General features: G+C 39.8%; 16 protein-coding genes. 7 read left to right on the forward strand and 9 right to left on the reverse strand.

What is annotated here, in order from left to right; all coding sequences use genetic code 11:
* Window positions 1–77: 77 nt before the first annotated feature.
* Genes eat through FLM47_RS16475 form a run of 3 tightly spaced genes read right to left on the reverse strand, consistent with a single transcriptional unit; the run spans window position 78 to window position 3,809 of the window.
* Window positions 78–1,490 carry an ethanolamine permease gene (eat, locus tag FLM47_RS16465; RefSeq protein ID WP_076918807.1) on the reverse strand — a complete coding sequence of 471 codons (1,413 nt, stop codon included), beginning with the start codon at window positions 1,488–1,490 and terminating at the stop codon, window positions 78–80.
* Between the two features lie 43 nt (window positions 1,491–1,533).
* On the reverse strand, window positions 1,534–2,406 hold the full coding sequence (gene eutC, locus FLM47_RS16470) for an ethanolamine ammonia-lyase subunit EutC (protein ID WP_178956988.1): 873 nt from the start codon (window positions 2,404–2,406) through the stop codon (window positions 1,534–1,536).
* Window positions 2,403–3,809 (reverse strand): ethanolamine ammonia-lyase subunit EutB, encoded by a 1,407-nt coding sequence (locus tag FLM47_RS16475; protein WP_178956989.1) that lies wholly within the window; start codon window positions 3,807–3,809, stop codon window positions 2,403–2,405. Before FLM47_RS16475 ends, eutC begins: the two co-directional genes overlap by 4 nt.
* Before the next feature lie 220 nt (window positions 3,810–4,029).
* Between FLM47_RS16475 and FLM47_RS16480 the strand changes: the two genes are divergently transcribed.
* Window positions 4,030–5,013, forward strand: a complete 984-nt coding sequence (locus tag FLM47_RS16480) for a helix-turn-helix domain-containing protein (RefSeq protein ID WP_178956990.1) — start codon at window positions 4,030–4,032, stop codon at window positions 5,011–5,013.
* A gap of 371 nt (window positions 5,014–5,384) precedes the next feature.
* Here the strand turns inward: FLM47_RS16480 and arfA are convergent, their stop codons facing one another.
* The 4 genes from arfA to FLM47_RS16500 form a co-directional block, all read right to left on the reverse strand.
* Entirely contained in the window at window positions 5,385–5,585 is a 201-nt protein-coding gene (arfA, locus tag FLM47_RS16485; RefSeq protein ID WP_010389506.1) for an alternative ribosome rescue factor ArfA, read from the reverse strand.
* Window positions 5,586–5,768: 183 nt separating this feature from the next.
* Complete coding sequence (locus FLM47_RS16490) at window positions 5,769–8,297, reverse strand: TonB-dependent siderophore receptor (protein ID WP_178956991.1); 2,529 nt, start codon at window positions 8,295–8,297, stop codon at window positions 5,769–5,771.
* 442 nt (window positions 8,298–8,739) lie between these two features.
* Window positions 8,740–9,897, reverse strand: a complete 1,158-nt coding sequence (locus FLM47_RS16495) for an HDOD domain-containing protein (protein ID WP_178956992.1) — start codon at window positions 9,895–9,897, stop codon at window positions 8,740–8,742.
* A complete protein-coding gene (locus FLM47_RS16500; RefSeq protein WP_178956993.1) occupies window positions 9,894–11,903 on the reverse strand; it encodes an EAL domain-containing protein in 2,010 nt (669 codons plus the stop codon). The genes FLM47_RS16495 and FLM47_RS16500 overlap by 4 nt, the downstream gene beginning before the upstream one ends.
* A 363-nt stretch (window positions 11,904–12,266) precedes the next feature.
* On the opposite strand from FLM47_RS16500, the gene FLM47_RS16505 reads away from it, so the two are divergent.
* From FLM47_RS16505 to hemH, 4 genes are all read left to right on the forward strand, one after another.
* Window positions 12,267–13,451, forward strand: a complete 1,185-nt coding sequence (locus FLM47_RS16505) for an FIST signal transduction protein (protein ID WP_178956994.1) — start codon at window positions 12,267–12,269, stop codon at window positions 13,449–13,451.
* Window positions 13,448–14,860 carry a sensor histidine kinase gene (locus tag FLM47_RS16510; RefSeq protein WP_178956995.1) on the forward strand — a complete coding sequence of 471 codons (1,413 nt, stop codon included), beginning with the start codon at window positions 13,448–13,450 and terminating at the stop codon, window positions 14,858–14,860. The genes FLM47_RS16505 and FLM47_RS16510 overlap by 4 nt, the downstream gene beginning before the upstream one ends.
* A gap of 81 nt (window positions 14,861–14,941) precedes the next feature.
* Window positions 14,942–16,279 (forward strand): HD domain-containing phosphohydrolase, encoded by a 1,338-nt coding sequence (locus tag FLM47_RS16515; RefSeq protein WP_138605720.1) that lies wholly within the window; start codon window positions 14,942–14,944, stop codon window positions 16,277–16,279.
* Between the two features lie 73 nt (window positions 16,280–16,352).
* Window positions 16,353–17,372 carry a ferrochelatase gene (gene hemH / locus FLM47_RS16520; RefSeq protein WP_178956996.1) on the forward strand — a complete coding sequence of 340 codons (1,020 nt, stop codon included), beginning with the start codon at window positions 16,353–16,355 and terminating at the stop codon, window positions 17,370–17,372.
* Window positions 17,373–17,534: 162 nt separating this feature from the next.
* On the opposite strand, the gene FLM47_RS16525 is transcribed toward hemH, so the two are convergent.
* A complete protein-coding gene (locus FLM47_RS16525; protein WP_178956997.1) occupies window positions 17,535–18,692 on the reverse strand; it encodes a benzoate/H(+) symporter BenE family transporter in 1,158 nt (385 codons plus the stop codon).
* Between the two features lie 367 nt (window positions 18,693–19,059).
* Here FLM47_RS16525 and FLM47_RS16530 point away from each other — a divergent pair, with 367 nt between their 5' ends.
* Both FLM47_RS16530 and FLM47_RS16535 read left to right on the forward strand, forming a co-directional pair.
* Window positions 19,060–19,776 (forward strand): hypothetical protein, encoded by a 717-nt coding sequence (locus FLM47_RS16530; protein ID WP_178956998.1) that lies wholly within the window; start codon window positions 19,060–19,062, stop codon window positions 19,774–19,776.
* A 64-nt stretch (window positions 19,777–19,840) separates the two neighbouring features.
* Window positions 19,841–20,584, forward strand: a complete 744-nt coding sequence (locus tag FLM47_RS16535; RefSeq protein ID WP_178956999.1) for a zinc-dependent metalloprotease family protein — start codon at window positions 19,841–19,843, stop codon at window positions 20,582–20,584.
* A gap of 119 nt (window positions 20,585–20,703) precedes the next feature.
* On the opposite strand, the gene FLM47_RS16540 is transcribed toward FLM47_RS16535, so the two are convergent.
* Window positions 20,704–21,918 carry an alkaline phosphatase family protein gene (locus FLM47_RS16540; protein ID WP_178957000.1) on the reverse strand — a complete coding sequence of 405 codons (1,215 nt, stop codon included), beginning with the start codon at window positions 21,916–21,918 and terminating at the stop codon, window positions 20,704–20,706.
* Window positions 21,919–22,057 lie beyond the last annotated feature (139 nt).

The raw sequence follows: 22,057 nt of genomic DNA on the forward strand, positions 1-22,057 counted from the left end.
CGGTAAGTTAAAACTTATCGCGCCATTACAAACTCTTCGAAGGTTAAAGCCACATGAGTTATTTTAGTAAATGAAAATTACCCCTCACTTATCGCTGTATTTAAACCGGCCTCAGCATCAGCGAGCATAGCAAACTCCTCATCTGCACTTTTGGCCACTAAATGTTTAGAGCTAAAGCCAAAGTAATACGCCGCACCGACTATAAACAGCACCATAGTGTATAAAAAAGCACGGGGGTCAAAGGCGTACACGCCAGTCAAAGCAATCAAGGATAAACACAATGCTATGCTTGAAGTGACAATGCCGCCAGGCGTTTTATAAGGTCGAGGTAAATCAGGTTGTTTTAAGCGCAACATTATATGACTGAACGCCATTAACGCATACGATACCGTTGCCCCCACTACCGCCATAGCTAACATTAAATCGCCCTCACCACTTAGTGAAGCTAAAAAACCAAATACAGCAGGAACAATAAGCGCTCGTGCTGGCACTTTACGCGCTGTGGTAATTGATAACGAACGCGGTAAATACCCCGCACGCGATAACGCGAACACCAATCGACTATAGCCATAAATAATAGAGAAAAATGAAGCCACCAGCCCCGCTAATCCCAGTATATTAACCACGGTTGCTAAATCGCTATTGCCCGTCGCATTTAACGCATCCACCAGCGGAACTGCGCTAGCGCCCATTGCTGTTGCACCTGCTGCGCCGGGTACTAACACAACCACTAATAACGCGGTAAACAATAAAAATACCATGGCGCCAATAATGCCTTTAGGTACATCTTTAGCCGGATCTTTTGCCTCTTCAGCCGCCAATGGCACGCCTTCAACCGCTAAAAATAACCACATAGCAAAAGGTAAAGCTGCCCATACCCCATACCAACCCAAAGGTAAAAATTCATTCGCACCTGCGGCATCTGTTACTGCAACATCAAATAAATTGGTAGCATCAAAATTTGTAATTAAAACCACTGCCGTTGCAACAATAGCCAGTACCGCTAAACCGCTTATTACCATCATTACTTTTAGCGCTTCACCTACTCCAGCTAAATGAATACCTACAAACACCAAATAAAATAGTGCATAAACCCATGGGCCATTGAACCCCGTTAACGCCTCCACTGCAGAGCCAATAAATATCACAATGGCGGCCGGTGCTAACGCATATTCAATTAATACCGCAAGACCGGTTAAATAACCACCCGTTGGCCCCATTGCTTGACGAGCAAAACTATAACCCCCTCCAGCAGCAGGAATAGCAGCCGACATTTCAGCCAGCGATAACACCAAAGTTAAATACATAATCGCCATTAGCACTGCCGCTATCGCGAAGCCGCCCCAGCCAGCTTCTGCAATACCAAAGTTCCACCCAGCAAAGTCACCTGAAATCACATACGATACCCCTAACCCTGCCAGCAATAACCAACCTGCAGTGCCACCTTTGAGCTGCCTTTTTGCTAAGTATTCTGAATTATTAGTAGACATAACATCCTCTTTATCGATATTTCATTTTTATTGTTAATTACCGTTATTCCGCATTTAAAAAATGACGGCTCGATTGTTGATGCTCAATCACATCATCCTGTGTCCGATCTTTTAAGTTCACTCCTGTTAGTTTTAATGTTTTAGCTTCATTTAATAAGTAGGCTGCCCGACTTGCCGCATCAATATAGGTCAAACCAGCAGGACGAATATTAGATATACAATTACGCAGCGAATCGTTAAGCCCTGTTTTAGGCTCCCAGGTTAAATAAAGCCCCAAGCTATCTGGTGAGCTAAGCCCCGGGCGTTCACCAATGAGCACCATCACAATTTGGGCATTCAATAACTCACCAATATCATCACCAATGGCTACTCGCCCTTGTTCAACTAAGGTGATTGGAGCAAGAGTAAGAGGCTTATTAACGCTCAACTGTGAAAGTAATTCAGTTATAAAAGGAGCTGCATTTTTTTGAACCGCCAACGATGACAAACCATCAACGACCACAATGGCTAAGTCATACTTTTCTTGGGTGCTTTGCTGTTGCTCAGCAACAAAATCAAGTAATAATTGACGACTATGCTCATTTAGCTTTCGACCTAAATCTGGTCGTTGTAAATAAGTAACTCTATCAACCGCTTGGCTATGTAAATGCAATACACGCGCATTAGCTGCATTAACAGTCGCTAACTTTGCTTTCATTCCATTGATATCAAGTGGAAAATTGACTGCATCGCGCGCTTGCGCATGCGACAGTTGAAACGCCAGCATTTCAGAGGTTGGTAAACTAATACCCGCTCGACCAAGTCCTATGCGGGCATCAGTAAACTGGCGTAAGTCACGCCATGGGTTGTGTACCACATTGCCATTATTTTTATGATCAATATTAGCAAGGTCATTTGATTTAAAATCTGCAGTCATGAACGGCCTCCCGCCAGTGCATCTAACGGCTTAGCAAATGCCGCGGGAAGACTGTGCGATAAAGTAACATCGCTACTGTTTTTCATAATGTTCATGTTAGTAAGCCACTTTTCAAATTCTGGCGCGGGACGAGAGCCTAGAACTCGGCGCACGTATAACGCATCATGAAATGAGGTAGTTTGGTAATTGAGCATAATGTCATCGGAGCCCGGAATCCCCATCACAAACGAGCACCCAGCTACACCAAGCAGCGTAAGTAAATTATCCATATCATTTTGGTCAGCCTCGGCATGATTGGTGTAACACACGTCACATCCCATCGGAATACCCAGTAATTTGGCACAAAAATGATCCTCAAGCCCCGCGCGGGTAATTTCTTTGCCATCAAATAAATACTCCGGGCCTATAAATCCCACCACCGTATTAACTAATAGCGGATTAAATTTTCGTGCAACGGCATACGCGCGAGTTTCGCAGGTTTGCTGATCTAGCCCGTGATGAGCATTAGCCGAAAGCGAGCTGCCTTGCCCTGTTTCAAAATACATCACATTATTGCCTACCGTGCCACGCTTTAGACTCAGCGCGGCATCTTGTGCCTCAGCTAAAGTATTTAAACTAAAACCAAAACTCGAATTGGTGGCTTCTGTTCCACCAATAGACTGAAACACTAAATCAACTGGCGCCCCCGCTTCTATGCATTCAATCGTATTAGTGACATGGGTAAGCACACAGCTTTGGGTAGGAATTTCATATTTTTGAATCACCTCATCCATCAATGTCATCAATTTAATAGCCTGCGCCACGTTGTCGGTTGCGGGGTTTATACCTATCACCGCATCACCATTACCGTACAGCAACCCATCTAAAATACAGGCGGCAATGCCGTTAATATCATCTGTTGGGTGATTAGGTTGTAAACGCGTGGATAAATGCCCAGGTAAACCAATGGTGTTTCTAAATGCACTGGTTACATGGCATTTTTTAGCAATAAGGATAAGATCCTGATTACGCATTATTTTGCTAACAGCCGCAGCCATTTCCGGAGTGATCCCCTGTCTTACACTTGCAAGTACCGAGGGAGTTGCAAAGTCACTTAACAACCAATTACGAAAATCTCCCACGGTTAAATGAGCAATCGCCATAAATGCATTAGCATCGTGATCGTCCATAATTAAGCGAGTTATTTCATCGTCTTCATAAGCAATCAGTGCCTCATTTAAAAATGCCTTCAACGGAATATCCGCTAAGGTCATTTGAGCAACCGCTCGCTCTTGCGCTGATTGTGCAATAACACCCGCTAACCTGTCACCTGAGCGATGAGGAGTGGCTTTTGCCATTACTTGCGCCAAATTTTTAAAATTATACACCTGCGTGCCCAGTGTATATCGGTGCCTTTGCCCCATGATCTACTCCACATAACAACTAGTTCAAACCTTGGTACAGGTTTTGCTGACCTATAAGCTATAAATCAATTTTGTTTAGTTTCAAGAGAGCTTAATTCATACCAAGACACTATCGAATTTTGGCAAATCTTCATTTTTAGCTTTATTTCATATAGTTAACTATAGTTACAGGTGGTAACTTAATCTTAATAAAAATAAAAAAGCAAAGAGTAACTCCATTATGACGCAGCAAGATTTAGCTAGCGCACCACAAAAGAGCATGGTGCATACCCAAGATATAGATGAGCAAGCGCATAATCTAACGCAGTGGCAGCAAAAATATGATCAGCTCAGTGATGGGCGATTTTTTGGGTGTATAGAAAGCGTGGATTATTCTAATATTCATGCATTTGAAGAATACACAGAGCGTGCTCTTCACCAACAATGCGCAATAGCGCCACGATCTATTTGGCTTGGGATCCCAAAGCAGTCGCAGCAGAGCAAAATTAATGGCTTAAATGTGGCAAGTAATCAATTTATGTGTCGCACTAGTGAGAGTAACTTTGAGCTTATTACACCTGAGCAGTTTAATATTTATGGTTTAGTAATAGACATGCAATCGTTAGAACATATGGCTCAGATACAAGGGATGCACTTAAAAAATATAACGTCTTCAGATACTGAGCGACTGACAACATGCAACGCCATGCTAAAAAGTGCCCGGAGTATAATAAACAGTATGGTTAGCAACAACGCTTTTGGCCTAAATGCCGATTTACAGCAAGATATGCTTAATATGTTGGTATTACATTTACTAAACGAACAGACTCCGTGTCAACGCATCGCTCCCAGTTATAAACACCGCAAAGCGGTCGTTGATAAAGTTAAAGATTATATAAAAGCGCATCCACAAAACACGGTAACAATTACTCAATTATGCGAACTCACCTTTGTGAGCAGGCGTACCTTACAATATAGTTTTGAGAGTATTTTAGGGATAAACCCACTGCGGTTTTTACGTTTAACTCGATTAAATAATGTTAGAAGAGAGCTAAAATTAGCAAAGCAAGATAAACCCATTTCTGTGGTTGCTGCCAATTGGGGGTTTTGGCATGCAGGGCAATTTACCAAAGACTACACACAATTATTTGGTGAGAACCCTTCGCAAACAGTTAGCAACCATGCTTCTTACCTGAAAGATTCTAAATCGATAATACATGGATAACGAGGGTACGGCTTCGAGCTTCGAGCTTCGAGCTTCGAGCTTCGAGCTTCGAGCTTCGAGCTTCGAGCTTCGAGCTGCGGGAGGCGCTGCGCTGAAAGAATAGATTTAAGGGCTGATATGACTAGGTGCTAGACTGTTTGCACAAGCTCGCTACTCGTCACTCGAAGCCCGTTGCCTTCTCATTTACTCCTCATTCACTTCTCTTTGTGCAAACATGTTTTAAGTGATTAATTCACAAAGAGGTCATGAGACGCTGCGCGGAAAGAGAAGGCTAAAGGTGCTAGGTTGTGTTCGCTGCTCGTGACTCGAAACCCGTCGCTCGAAGCCAGCCTTATTCCGGTAAGTCAAAAGCCCTATTTGATCGGTGCTAATTAAGCCGCGATTAAATAGGACTCTTGTCCTGCATGTTTGTTGTTACGTTTAAACGAACCTTTACCTTTTTTAGCTTTAACCACTTGCGGTTTAAATACTTTAGAGGTTACCAGTGCCGCCAATGCGTTGTGCTTTATCACTCCTCGACCGGTGTCTACTGCGGATTTATTAACCGCTTTTGCTTTGCCTTTTTTAGCCATTTGTTTTTTCCTATTAGTAAAATGAGAGGGATACATATCCCACACTGATATTGATGGCGATTGTATGCTTAATTTTCAAGCATGCAACCATTTTTAATGTCTTTTTCAATGTTTTTTAAGCATAAAAAAAGCGCCGTTTAAAACGGCGCCTTTGCTGGTTTAACTTAACCTAAAAATTAAAAATTAAAAACTAAAGCTTAGTTTTGCATAGTAACTACGGCCATCAAAACCGTATGGTACTGCACGTAGCGGGTATTTAAATGCCCCATTTGAGATCGCATTTAGTACTTCATCATCACCTAATTCATCCGGTGTTTCATCAAATACGTTGTCTGCTCCAACCGATAACGAAAACATCTCATTAATTTCATAGCTTACGTTTAAATCTACGAGTACTGCAGTCTCTACGGTACTCGTCGCTTTAAACGAGCCATCTGTTGCAAGCTCAATATGGTCATTACCAAAGTACTTCACATCAGTTTCGCCAAAGTAATTAAAGCGGATCATTGCGCTGTAGGCATCACGCTCATAATCAAAGGTAAGCGTCGCACGTTCACCCGGTTGTCCGTCGGTTAAAAAGCTACTTTGAATGTCATCAAGTGCTACACTTTTTGGAATGCCGGGAGCTGCATTCACACTATCAATTTGAGTTTCGTTTAAATTACCCGCAAACGTAGCAGAAAAATTACCGTCATATAAATCAGTGCGGTATGACGCAATAATGTCCACACCTTGAGTGGTTGAATTCACTGAGTTTGAAAAGTAATTCGCCTGCACCGCACCCGTTGCTTGCAGAGCAGCAACCGCCTCAGGACTAAACGCCACATCATCAGCCGATAACAAGCTGCCTAATGTAATACGGTCTTCAATTTCTACACGGTAAAAATCCACCGTTAACGATAAATCACTGGTCACATCGTAAACAAAACCGGCACTGTAGTTAGTTGATGTTTCAAGCTTTAATGTATCAACGCCTAAAGCAGCAGGAAATGCAGAGCCCGTTGTCGCAGTAAACGACTGACTTAACGTGCCGTCAGACCCTAAGTTAGTGGTAAACGCAGTGTAACCACTTTGCTGTAATGATGGCGCTCTAAAGCCCGTTGATAACGCACCACGTACTGCAAAGTCATCATTAAATTCATAACGTGTTGCTACTTTACCTATGATGTCGTCACCCGCATTCGAAAAATCTTCATAGCGAAGAGCACCGCTCACATTCCATGCATCGCTTAACATGGTTTCTGCATCTACATATACTGCGTAACTATCACGATCGCTTTTGTTTGAAGCTTCAGGACGAAGACCGTTATAAGCTTGAAAACCACATTGTGCAAATTGACTCGGATCGTTCACCGATGGGTATGAGGTATCCGTGTTGGCTGCTCCACATGCGTATGATGCCACCTCACCTGGTACAATTTCATAGTTTTCTTTACGGTATTCAGCGCCAATTGAAACATAAACAGGCTCACTGCGACCAATATCAACAATTCCGTTTATATCTGCATTAAACGTTGTTTGATCAAATCTAAAGCCACCCGAATAACCCTCTGTTGGGCCAGCATTCGCGGCTATATCGGCATCGCTTGCACCCGGATTATTAAATAAATACTCCGCCGCGTATGACGCATTTAAAGTATTTCGTGAGGTAAAATCGTATTGATTTTCACCGTAAACAGCAGAAACATCGTAGGTCCAATCAGAGTTAATTTCACCTTTAAAACCAACTGCTACCGAAATATCTTGTGCTTCATTGTCGATTTGCGGTAAAAAACCATCGCTGTAAACTTGCGTTACGTTTTTAGACGCTTCATTAAAGTTACGGTAAAAGCCGTTGCCTAGTGCCGTGCGCTCAGAGTAACCACCAAATGAGTAAAGCTCTCCTTCACCCATTGGCAGGGCCATATTGTAAAATACCGAAGTGAATTCACTCTCTGCATTACCTTGTCCCCAACGTACTTCGTCAGATAAAGTACCTGGTGCAACATTAAGTGACCCACCCGTATCTCGCTCTGCGCGGTTAGTTTTATCTGCATCACGGTACTCAAGCGATAAATTTATAAAACCGCCCTCATTACCTAATTCAAAACCACGGTTTAAACCGGCTGAAATTGTTTCTCCATCACCTTCTGCCGTTTCGCCATATTGTACGTAACCGGTGGTTAAATCTGTTGAATCATTAAGTGATAAGTTGATAACCCCTGCAATTGCATCAGAGCCATACTGAGCCGCCGCACCATCACGTAACACTTCAACACCTTTTAAAGCAATTAGTGGAATCGCATTCATATCAGTGCCGGCAGAGCCACCGCCCACAGTGCTTGTTAAACCAAAAATAGATTGATTATGGCGGCGTTTACCGTTTACTAAAACCAGCGTTTGGTCTGGTTGTAAGCCGCGTAATGTAGCAGGGCGAAATAAATCAGAGCCATCAGAAACCTGTGTTCGCGAAAAGTTAAATGACGGCGCCGTTGCCTGTAAGCTTTGCCCAAGTTCGGTAAAGCCGCCTTTGTTTAAATCATCTGCGTCAATTAAATCAATAGGTGATGATGACTCAGTGGCTGTACGGTTTGAAACTCGCGATCCTAAAACAGATATTTGTTCGATATTTTTTTCAGCTTTAGTTGGCGCTTCTTGTGCATTAACCATACTTGGCGCACTAAAGGCAAAAGCAACTGCTACAGCCAAGGTGTTTAAACGATATGTTGACATAATGATGACCCTGTTTTGTGTATTCTTATAATGTGTGTAGGGTATATGCATGTATCCCCTTGCCAACATCCTAGCAACATACACAAACAAAAAGAAACAAAAAATTTGACAAAATTGGCATAAGAATGCAAATAACTTTAAAAAAAGGAAAATAACACCTTTAAAAGCTCAAAATACGCCCAAATTAGCAATTTAATATCTCACCCACAGAAGTTAATGCAATGTTAACCATAAGGATTTTCTTTATAATTATTAAAAACATCAACGTTGTATGTTTTTCATACCGCACTGAGCGTAAAACGTACTTACAATAACGTTTTATACGGTTTTTATTAGACTAAAGTAGATAATAAAAAATAAGAAAGGGAACTCAGAAGAGATTATAAATAGGTGGTTGTGTAGAACAGCCCGTTTATTATACGTTATTTTATATAGGGCCTATTTAAGATGTATAACTATGCCAATCAAATTCACTAATAACATGGCAAAGTAAAGGGTCTACGCCTTTTGAGTCACAGTATGCACGTAATTGCATGGGGGGTTGCTCGTCAAAAATAATTTGCCAAACTATATACAACATGTGATTAAACAGAGTTAACTCATTATCATCAGTGCCATCTAAATCGTGGCAACTCATTAATAAGTTACATATTTTTGTGTCGTATCCCCATAACTTTAAAACGTAGGCAGAAATAAAATTGGCACTTACGTATCCATCGCTGATGGTTTGCGCATGCTCATCTGACACATCGCTTTGAGCTTGAGATAATAAAATGATCTTGCCGACAAAACTCAATAACGCCACTGAAAATAACAATTCTTGATCATGCAAGTTAAAACCAGCCAGCTTTGCAAAATCCTTAACACAACTAGCGTAATTCGCCGCTATATTCAATTGCTTTTCATGCACATCAACAGGAATAGACGATTCAAAGTTTTTAGCAACCAATAAAGAGGTGGTGATAGCCATTAATATCGTGGTACCGAGCCTCGAAACAGCCTCATCTATTGACGATGTTGGCCTTACAAAACCAAGATAAGCGGAGTTTGCAAGTTGTAACAATTTAGCCGTTATTATTGGCTCTTGAGAAACAACATGGGCAATATCATGTAAATCAAATTCATCGCTTTGTACTAAGTCTCTGAGCTCTTTTAAAATAAGAGGATAAACAGGAAAACTGATCATAGCCCCTAACTGTCTACGCACATTATAAGCAAAAGGCAATGACTTTAACGCCGCCACATTATTAAAAAGTGCAGCTATGTCTGCCTCATTAAACGGTTTAGCAAGATAAGCATGAACAATATTAGGTTGTTGTATCATAGTACTCAACCTCATATCACCGGTAAGTAATGCTCTAACCGGATAGGGGTTCTTTGAAGAGCATTGCTCTAAAATATCCAGCCCATTCATTTGCGGCATTAAATAATCACTCAATACTAAATCAACGTCTTTTATGGCACTTAAAAGTTGCCAAAACTCATCAATATCCGCAGTCGTTATGATATCAACCTCTGGGAATACTCGATGAATAGTTCTTTGCAATACTTTTAATAAAAAAGCATCGTCATCTAAAATGATTACTTTAATCGCTTTCATTTAGCACCTTGAGTGTTTGCATGGTTTAAATAATTACAAAAATCATCTGATTCTAAAGGCTGCGAATAGTAATAACCTTGTATGTAGTCACAGCCTAATTTTTTAATTACTTCGCATTCAAAGGCAGTTTCTACTCCCTCAGCTATCACTATAAGGCTGAGATCATGAGACATACGCGTAATATTACGAATCATACTTTGCATCGCTAAAGACGATTCAATATCAGTAATAAGCGCTTTATCCAGTTTAACCCCATCTACTGGCAGTTTAGAAAGGTAACCAAGTGATGAATAACCCACGCCAAAATCATCAATCAATAGCTTAACCCCTAACTTTTTTAACCTTTTTAATTGTTGTTCGCAAGCAGAAAAATCTTCTATCAAATAGGTTTCTGTTAACTCAAAAACCAACTGTGATGACTCTAAACCATTGCAGCTTAAACATTCCAGCACATAGTCAATCAAACCGGGATCATCTTTTAATTGCCTAGCAGATAAGTTAATAGCCAACACGTTCACACCTATATTGTTATCACCCCAATATTTTAGCGTTTTACAGCTTTGAGAAATAACCCAACGCCCTATTGGTATTATCTGGCCATCACATTCAGCAATCGGAATAAAATGAGCAGGAGGAACCCAACCATATTTACTTGGCTCATACCAGCGAATGAGCGCCTCAGCACTGTGTACTTGTCCTGTTTCAATGTTAACTTTTGGCTGAAAACGTAGTGACAGTTCATCTTTATTTACCGCGATTAGTAATAAACGGCTTAACTCAAAATTCTTTCTATAGTCGGCTACTAGCTGAGGATCAAACCGGGAAAAAATACGCTGCTGCTCACCTAATTGATAATTCAACGTCAACTGCATCTGATTTACGAGTTCTTTTCCTTCTAAATTATCCTCAGGAAACAAACCATACACACCATATAGCTGCACATGAGCGTCAATATATTTTCTGGGTAGAATTTTATTTAACTGCTCAATCGCTTTATTTAAATCACTTAAAACTTCACTATCAGATTTAATTTCCGGAACAAATAATACAAATCGATCGGCGCTCTTATGAAAAACTTTGACAGATTTCTCCGATACGCTTTTTAACACTTTCAAAACCAATTTTATAAGGTGGTTGCCATCTTCTGCACCTAGCAAATCATTAATTAATTGAAACTGGGCAATACCTATATAAACTAAGGCATAACATTTTTTATTCGCTTCACACAGCGTTAAATGGTGATAAAATTCAGACTCGTTGGTTACCACCGACTGTGTTCTAGTAAGTTGAAAAATGTTACTCATGCTATTTGAGTTGCTCGATAATTTTAAGAGTTGAAAATAATCATCATTTAAACAACGCTCTATCATAACTTCTTCGTTTTTAGCTAGATCAGAGGCGTGTGCATAATTAATAAAAAGTGTACTGCTTTTCTTATCAACAAATGACTGACTTACTGATTTGTTTTGAGCTGTATCTAAATAAGCGAGGTGTTTATTTTCATATAAATGAATATCTGGAATAATTTCAGCTGCAGGTGCATTAAAACGATTTATAATACCGTTATTGTCTATTTCTATTAAGCCAGACATACTGCCCATTAATAATTGATCTCTTACTCTTTTTGCTCGGCGCTGTTCATATTTAACTTTCGCTTCGCTGATGTTCTCAAGTAACTCACTATCGACCCATGGCTTTTCTAAAAAACGAAATACTAACCCCTGATTCAGTAACTCAACCACAGACTTAAAATCAGCATACCCACTCAGTACTAGGTTTACACTATCAGGCCAGCGACTTTTAACTTGGCGTAATAAATCAGCGCCGTTCATTTCTGGCATTCTAAAATCAGTAATGATTATCTCAATTTGATTAGCCGCTAATATTTCAAGTGCCTCAAAACCAGAGGATGCCGTCAGCACATCATAACCAGAACGAGCAAGTACTCGCTTTAAAGATTTCAATACATTGAGTTCATCGTCTACTAATAAAATTCGCAAAGCCACTATCTACACCTCAAAATGGGGTTGTACTCTTGCTAACTTGATTGTTCTTCTAAGTACCCTTTGCTAAGCAACCAAAAATGTTCACATCAGCACAAGTATGTTGTATCTAACTACATACGCAATAATGCCACTTAGCTGTAACTGTCTATCTAACTGATACCTTTTCAGATCACCTATATTGGTTTAAGGTTTCTATCATTAATAAGTGATTGCAATCACTAGATACAACTTAAACAAAAATGATACTTTTTAAAAATAAGCCATCCAGTTCACTTTATATAATAATAGTCTAGAATAAATTCTAAGTGATTATTTTTAGTTAAAAACATCCAGCGTTGTGGCTATTATTACCAAGGGGCATCTATGTTCGCCATTGAAACTTTTCACACTCACGGCAGCGATATAGATAAATTTATCAAACCTGTAAGTCAGTTTACAAACAACAGTCCCGATTTACTGCTCGGGTTTGCTACAACCGATACCATTAAATATCTTTATAATAGCCAGCCCAACGTGATAAAAAACACTCAAAATTGCTTAATCATCTCCTCCTGTCTTGGCTCATCAACCGAAAAAAATTTATCGTTAAATGAGCAAAGTATTAGTTTATTCTCTATCAAAGACTCAACGGGTCATTATGGAATTGCCAGTTGCAATACAACTAATAACCTAAGAGAAAATGCAGCTAACACTGTACTCCGAGCTATTGCTAATGCAGGCCAAACAGGACTCGCCCCAAAAATGGTCTGGTGCTTTCAAGTCCCAGGGAACGAAGAACTAGTGCTACAAGGAATCCAAGATGCTATTGGGCAGCGTATACCTGTTTTTGGAGGAAGTTGCGCTGATAACGACATTTCGGCAAAGTGGTGTTTCAGCGATACTAAAAATGTATACCAACAAGGTTTTATCATTGCGGTGTTATATCCGTCTGTAGAAACATTCGGCTTTTATAGTTCAGGCTACGATATAACCAACCAGCAGGGCATAGTTACCAATATTGAAGGACGTTTATTAAAAACAATCGATAATCAGCCCGCTTTTGATGTTTATAATCAATGGCGTAAAAACCTAGGGTTTGGACAGTTAAAAGCGGGAAATATACTTGCCCAATCAGCAATGACCCCGCTATCAAGAGCTTTTGCTTCAGATGATGAAATCCCACGATTATTGTTAAGTCATCCAGCTATAGCAAAAAATGGATCGTTAGAATTATTTTCTAACCTACATGTTGGCGATACGGTTTACCTTGCCTCAGGAAGCCCAGAGCAATTAATAAAGCGAGCTGATATGGTTGTCACCTCATTAACTAAATTGGCAGAACTCCATGCTATAAAAAATATTACCGGTGGTGTTATTATTTTTTGCGGTGGTTGTATGCTATCAATTAAAGAGGCAATGCACGAAGTAAAGCAATCTATTGAAACACAACTTCCCACTATTCCGTTTATTATAGGCTTTACTTTCGGGGAGCTCGGGACATTCAGCGATGCGACCAGTAAACATGGTAACTTAATGATCTCATGCGAAATTTTTGGTGACCCAATATGAGTAACAATGAAATACTGTTAGAAAAGCTACACTTATTACAAGTTCATAATTTAGCACTTGAAGAAAACCGTGCCTTTAATAGCTTGATTTTAAATGGTCTAGATATAATCTTAAAAAACGACAACACAGAAACCTTACTCACTGAGTTTTTTGATATTTTGCATCAGGCCATTGCCTTTTCTGCGGCTATTTTAATTAAAATAAATCCAAAAGATGTAATGGCTACGTTAATTACAGCGTCGCATCCGAATAGCGATGCAATAATTACCCAGCTGGAAGTACTTAATAGACCCGATAGAAATATTAAAAATATATTTAACTTACATCAACTCCCTAATTGGCAAGTAACCGACCCTTTTTGGCATTCGCAATATGCCATGCTCACCACTCCAGTAAATACAAGTACAGAGAGCTACCAGCTCTATATTTTTTCTGAAAAAATTGGCGCGTTTAATCAGCACGATATTACTTTAATGCAGCGCTTTGTCAGTTTTGCAGGTAATACGATTTCACAATTTGAAAAACGAAACTTACTTGTTAAACAAAAAGAAATGGAGGAAAAACAAAATAACATCGAGCAAGTGTTAATTAACTCTGAAAAAATGGCTTCGTTAGGGCAAATGGCAGCAGGCGTTGCGCACGAAATAAATAATCCTTTAAGTTACATAGTTAGTAACATTCAAAATTTGGCATACAACCTTGAGCAATTTAGCCATTTCATTAACGCTCTTAAAACAGAGAGTGTCATAACGCAGCAAACATTAGCAGATTTGTTACAACATTTTCAATTTGATGGATTACAATCAGACTCAAGCGATATCATTGCTGAAATGACTGAAGGGGCTGATCGTGTTAAAGAGATTGTTCAAGGGTTAAGGCAATTTGCTCATCCAGATCAAACTAAAATTGGCGATATAAATATAACTGAGCTTATTGATAATACATTACGTGTTGCCTGGAGCGAAATTAAATACAGTGCCAAGGTCGAAAAGCACTACAATACAGAACCAATCATCATCACTGGTCGTTCGACCCAACTCTCCCAAGTGTTTTTAAATTTATTTTTTAACGCCGCTCAAGCTATTTGCGACAAAGTTGGGGTGATCACTATTACTACTAAAGCCGATAAAAAAAATGCCTATATAACGATTGCCGATAATGGTAGTGGAATTAAGGAGGACAAATTAAATAAAATTTTTGACCCTTTTTTTACTACAAAACCAATTGGCCAAGGCACAGGGTTAGGGCTTGCTATAAGTAAAGCAATAATAGAACAACACAGTGGCCTAATTAGTGTTAAAAGTAAGATAAATCAAGGCACTATTTTTAATATTACCTTACCTAAAAAACCAATATTAACTGACGATGCATTGAGTATTTTAAATGCAAAAAAAATCGCTAAAGAGTGAATTTTTAATACATTATCAGTTGTTTACAGCCAAAGCTTAGACTAAATTAAACTTATAATTATGTTGGTGGTAAGAAGATAAATGACAGACATTGCCCAATTAGAACAGCTAAATCAACAGCCTCCGAGCATCTTATGCTTGGACGATGAAGCTAATGTACTCAAATCTTTAGTACGCTTACTTCGTCAATATAAATTTGATGTGAGTGTTTCAACCAATGGCCAAGATGCACTTGAAAAAATGCAAAGTAAAGAGTTTGACGTCGTAATAAGCGACATGCGCATGCCACACATGAGCGGGGCAGAGTTTTTAGCCAAAGCCAGAAAGCTCGCCCCCGATAGCCAACGCATTTTGTTAACTGGCTTTTCCGATTTAGAGTCAACAATCAGTGCGGTTAACGAAGGGGGTATTCATGCTTATGTGCAAAAACCTTGGCAAAATGATCACTTAGTAAGTGTAATCCAGTCAGGCGTAGAAAAATTTAGACTAAAAAAGCAAAATGAAATTTTACAACAGCATGTAAAATCTCAGAACCAGCAACTAAAAGAGCTCAATACTAATTTAGAGCAGCTGGTCGATAAACGAACAAATCAAATTAGAAGTGTATTAAAAAAACTAGAAGTCGCTAATGAAAGTGAAAAAAGAGAGCATCAATCGACTGTTGAACTGCTTTATAATTTTATTAATGCAAATCCGTATCTCGATGGTAAAAGAGCAGAGAACATTGCCGGCACATGCACGCAAATAGCGCGTTACCTTAATGTATCGCAAAGAAGTATCACGCTTGCGCCTATTGCAGGATATTTAGCTCAAATTGGTTTACTTGCAATGGATCCTGAGCTTTACAACAAACCTATTAACGAACTTAATGAAGTACAGCGCAAAACGTTTTACACCCACCCGAGTATTTCACAATTAATGCTCATGCCAGCGACTCACTTGAGCGATGTTTCTGATGCAATTTATCACCAGTTCGAGCGATACAACGGCCAAGGTATCCCCAAAGGACTTGCTAAAAACGATATTCCAATTGGTGCTATGGTGCTCAGCGTAGCTCGCGATTACTGGGAGCATTATGAGCAAAGCGATCCATTACTTACAACAAAACAACGCCATGAGGCGGCGCTCGGTAATATTAAGGCCAATAGTGGTAGCTTATATCACCCGCGTATTGTCGATGCACTTGAAGCAAGCCATACTAAATTAATTACCTCTGATAGTTCTATTGGCTCAATTAAAATAATTTGCGCTCAAGAGCTTGAAGAAAATATGACACTGGCAAACTCACTACACAGCCATACAGGCATTATGCTTTTACCCAAAGAGCATGTTTTCAATTCAAAATCGATTGTTAAGCTACAACAACTTGAAGCCAAAAAGCCGACTCCGTTTAGAATTATGGTTAAAACGGCTAAATGATTGATCTAAATTGCTCTTTTATTCGTTACAATGGGCTTAAATAAATTAATAACTTTGCTTGAAGGAGCACAACGTGTCGCGATTTTCTGCCGTTACCGATAATCCCCACGACGGGCGTTTTAACCAAAAAACGGGAATATTACTGACCAACTTAGGCAGCCCAGATGCCCCCACAGCAAGCGCATTACGTGTTTACTTGCGTGAGTTTTTATCTGATCCACGCATTGTAGAAATTCCACGCATTGTGTGGATGATAATTCTCCATGGCATTATCTTACGCATTCGTCCAAAACGCTCAGCTAAGTTATATAAGAGTATATGGACCGAAAATGGCTCGCCGCTAACTCATATTACGCGCCAGCAAAGCCTTAAATTAAATGCCTTATTAAAACAGCATGGCTATACCAACACCGAAGTGGTTATGGCGATGCGCTATGGTAACCCATCAATCGAAGCGGGCCTTGAAGAGCTTAGAGACAAAGGTTTAACCCGTATTATTGTGCTGCCACTTTATCCGCAGTATTCAAGCCCAACTACAGGCTCTACGTTCGACGCAGTTGCCAATGTATTAAAAAAATGGCGCTGGGTACCAGAGCTGCACTTTGTAAACGGGTATCACAAAAATACAGCGTACCTTGAGTCACTCGCTAATAGTATTAGTGAAGATTTAGAAAAACATGGAATGCCACAAAAAATGGTGTTTTCATACCACGGTATGCCTAAACAGTTTTTAGATAATGGCGACCCTTATCATTGCCTATGTCAACAAACAACACGATTAGTGGTTGAAAAACTAGGGCTAGACAAAGATAAAGTGATCACTACTTTTCAAAGTCGCTTTGGTAAAGCTGAATGGTTAAAACCATATACAGATGCAACTCTTGAGAGCTTACCTGGCGAAGGAATTAAAGATATCGCAATTATAAGCCCTGCATTTAGCGCCGACTGCCTAGAAACACTTGAAGAATTAGAAGGTGAAAACCGCGAAATTTTTGAAGAAGCTGGCGGCGAGAAATACCGATACATTGCAGCTCTAAACGATCGTGACGATCATATAGACGCCATGTTCGATGTATTAAAGCCAATGCTTTAAAGCAAAGGTTCGAGGTTTCAGGTTTCAGGTTTCAGGTTTCAGGTTTCAGGTTTCAGGCAGACACTAGCCAAGCGCGGTGGTTGACGGTAGGTGGGAGTTTACCTCGCGCACACAGTGCTAAACCCGTTGCTCGACACCCGATACCCGTACTTAATACCTAATTTAGCGCTTACGTGTCACTATTAATGTGATTGCCCCGGCTATTATTCCCCAGCAGGCAGAGCCTACCGACCATAAAGTTAAATCTGAGGCAGTGACTAAAAAAGTAATGATAGCCGCTTCAGTATATTCAGCACTATGCAAAGACTGCTGTAAACTATTGGCAATAGTGCCAAACAAAGCAATACCCGCCAACGCTAACACCAATGCTTGTGGCAAGCTTGCCACAATTGCCACTAACATAGCCGCACATAGCGCCATAATTATATAAAACACGCCACCAGCAATACTTGCCCAATAACGTTTATCAGGGTCTTTATCAGCCTCTTCGCTCATACAAATAGCCGCTGTTATGGCTGCTAAATTTATGGAATAAGTGCCAAAGGGAGCCGTCATACAATTTATTAACCCGGTCACAGTTAATGACGATGATATAGGCGCTTTATAATTATGTGCTTTCAAAATAGCGAAACCGGGTAAGTTTTGTGAGGTCATAGTTACTATGTATAAAGGAATGCTTATACTTACAAATGCCTGCAAACTAAAGCTTGGCGCTATATATGCAAAACTACTGGCTTGCCAATGCACGGTACTGGTATCGATATTACCCACATACCAGGCTAAAAATATACCCGCTAGCAACACACTTAGCATCGCAAAACGGGCAAAAAAGCGCTTACCAATAAAGTACACCACCACCATTAAACCAATAACTAATGGCATATCGTTCATAAAGTTAAACACATCAATGCCAAATGTCACTAATACTCCCGCTAACATGGCACAAGCCAGTTCACTAGGAATACGGTTCATAATTTTTTCAAACCACCCGGTTACTCCCGACACCAGCACCAAAAAGGCTGAGAGCATAAATGCGCCCACGGCTTCATGTAAGCTATAGCCTTGAGCACTTGAAATCAGTAGTGCAGCCCCTGTGGTCGACCATGCAATTAAAATCGGCACTTTATAATAAAACGACAACACAATAGAGGTACTGCCCATTACCAAGCCCAGCATTAATATCCAGCTTGCCACTAGGTCAGGTGTGCCACCTAAAGTGATCACCACTTGGTAAATCAATGCTATCGAACTTGAAAAACCAATAATAACGGCAACAAGTCCCGCCATAGTGCGACTAAGTAATTGATCAGTCCCTGCCATAATTCCCTCATTTCATGCTTTAACGTTACAACATACTTTGCCTATTTTTACATTGCAATTTTGAATAATGAATATGAAAAAACATCACGTTAATAAATTTTTTTATTGATCAATTTTTGCCTATCAAAATCATTGCCATTAAAAAAATAAACGCGTACCTAAAAACAAGCCGCAGAGCGCATTATTGCTGTAAAAAGCCGTAATTTTTAAGCTAAAAACACATACCAAAAAAAGGCAAAGTAAATACTTACAATGAGTTATAAAAAACCCCATTAACACTTTATGGTTACAATTTAAATTTGATCTCATCCTATTTTTAATATAAAACTTAACAATTATTTCACTAATTACCCTAAAAGAGAAACAGATGAAACGTTACATTGTTTTAATTATCGCTATTCCTTTGTCTGTATTTGCCATTTATACGCTGCTTGAGAATCAGAAAAAAATCGATAAGGAGGCAGTAGCCCCTATTGCCGTAGACATCGTCCCTGTTGATTCTGAGTTTGTAAAACAAACACGTAAGCCATTGCCAATTGATATGAGTAAAGACCCTGTTACAGTCAAACCCTTAAAAGAAAAACTAGCCGACACTGAAGACTCGTTTGATGCAATAAATAAGCCTTCAACTAAGGCCAAAGAAATACTTAAAGCGGCAAAAGTACTGCCTACCGATTTACAAAATGAAGCCTATATAGAATTTAATTTAGCAGCACTTAAAGCCCTTAAAGCAGGGGATAATTTTGATCTCGCTATACCGCAAACCGCAGAAACCTACAGCGCTGAAATAACTAACGTTACCAGTGCAAGTAACGGCGATAAAAGTATTGTTGGCCAAGTGATTGGTGCTAATGGAGCAATGCACACCACCATATTAACCGTTGGCAAGGATGCAGTATATGGTCAATTTACAGCCCCAAGTGGTAACTATGTTTTTGAAAGCAAAGGACAATATGGCTGGATTGCAGCAAAGCGTGACTTATACAAATCACATATAGAACACCAAGTAAGTGAACCCTCGTCAAAAAATACTGATGGTGGAGATCCGTTTGCACCCAGTGATGAAAAGTCACCCTCTATTTAATTTTTAATCTAAACAAAGACGACACAGCAGTAAAACTGCAATTACAAAAAAAGGAAATACGACTATGAAAAAAATAATATCAACAGCCGCTATTGCAACAGCATTATGTGCAGCAAGCACAGTATCAGCAGAAACAATTGATATCGGTATTTTATATACCGACCAATCAGCTGCCGCTACCAGCAATATTAATACTAAGATTAACCAGCTTATTGCTTTTAGTAATCAAGTATATAGCCAAAATGGCGTTGATATTACACTGCGTTTAGTGGGCTCTCAAAACTTAGGTAGCCACGCAATAACCCCTTCGGAAGATTGGCTAGACGCCGTGACAAATAGCAGCTATGTAAATGGTTTACGTAATGATTGGAAAGCAGACATGGTAGCCGTACTAGGTACAGGCCAAAGTGCGGGTAGCGGTTTAATTTCATGTGGTATTGCTTGGGTTGGTCAAGGCACAAATGGCAATTTATACAGCTCAATGAGCGATCGTATGTACTCAATTACAGCTGTTGATTGTGGTGCTACAACATTCGTACATGAACTAGGTCATAATCAAGGCCTGACACACTCTCGTAAACAAGGCGCAACTAGTGGCGGTGTATACGTTGATGGCATGGGCCACGGCGTACAAAATGAATTTGCCAGTATTATGGCTTACCCACATGTGTTTGGTAGTGCGACTCAGTACGATTATTTCTCAAACCCAAATTGGAGCGTAAACGGTATTCCATTTGGTGTGACTAACCAAGCATATGCTATTCGTACCGTCACTGATACCAAAACCAGTATTGCCAACTTTAAATAATCTCAATTGTAAATAATGAGCTTATTCTAAGAATCAGCATTAAATAAATGGGTAAATTATTACCCATTTACACCAATTAAGTTTCCCTTGCGGAGCGCCTCGGCGCTCTTTTTTGATGATTAATCATTACCTGCTTTTATTGCAGGAAGTAAAGTTTTGCCATCGCTATCTACTTCACTCATTAGCGTTAACCCCATTACTTTGGCAAGCACAGGATAAATATCTAAATTATTCACCAGCTCAATACTTACACCTTTTTTAAACGCAGGACCTGCTGCTATAAAGGAGGCAGCCATATCATCACTATAAGCATAGCCATGTGTACCTAAATAAGGCGCCTTAGTACCGTTACTAAATACCGCAGGCGCATTGGTTTGCACCACAATATCGCCCACTCTACTCCCGCTATTATAATGGTAGCCTTCAAGCTGCTCACTACTTAAAACACTATAACGCCCCTTAGCCGCTTTTTGTAAACGTGCTTTATATGCATCAATATCCGCATTTTTAGCATCGCTTTTAGTATAAATAAGTAAACGAGGTCCGGTATTCACAATAATAAAATTATCATCTTTAGGTAAACTGCTGACAATAATGCTTTGCTCAGGATCAACCTTTGCCATGCCATGATCAGAAACAATGACTAAATTAATATCCTGAGATAATTTGCTCAAGCGAGTACGTAATTGCCCCATTAATGCATCTAACTTATGAACGGCGTCACGTGTTTGTACTGCATCTGGGCCAAACTCATGCCCTATGCTATCAACCAGCGAAAAGTAACTGGCTACAAAACGTGGGCGCTGCGCCTTAGGCAAACTTAACCACTGTACAATTTGGTCAATTCTGTCTTGGTAGTTACCTTGTTTGGAATAATGAAAATAGTAGTCTGGCGTCATACCATTAAAGCGCGCATCCAACTCAGGCCAAAAATACACCGCCGATTTAAGCCCATGCATTTTTACTAAATTCCATAATGGAGTACCACGTACCCAAGTACTGTCTTTTTGGCCTTTACCCATGCTGTAGCATTGATTATTGCGCGCTTTGTCACAAAATTTATTGTCAACAATACCGTGGTTAACGGGTAGTAAACCAGTAATCACCGAAATATGATTTGGGAACGTTTTAGTAGGGTAAACTGGCTGCATTTTTTGTGCTCTAACCCCTTGCTCAGCCATTGCTTTTAAATTGGGTGCACCGTGCTTTTCAATATAATCCCAACGCAAGCCGTCAATTGAGATCATAACAACCGTTTGCTCTTTGGCTGCAAACGCATTACTCATCCCTAATAAAAGGCAAAAATAGACTGCCTTTGTGATCCACAACTTCATTTTAAACACCTATAGATGTATGTTAATTTTATAAAAAATAATACTAAAGCAAGTTGTTACTTTATGATACATGCTGATAGATTAAAGATGGCTCACTAAAAAATATAACTGTGCACTTAATAAGAGCCCAACGTGCAAA

The sequence above is a fragment of the Pseudoalteromonas sp. Scap06 genome, from assembly GCF_013394165.1.
Taxonomy (GTDB): domain Bacteria; phylum Pseudomonadota; class Gammaproteobacteria; order Enterobacterales; family Alteromonadaceae; genus Pseudoalteromonas.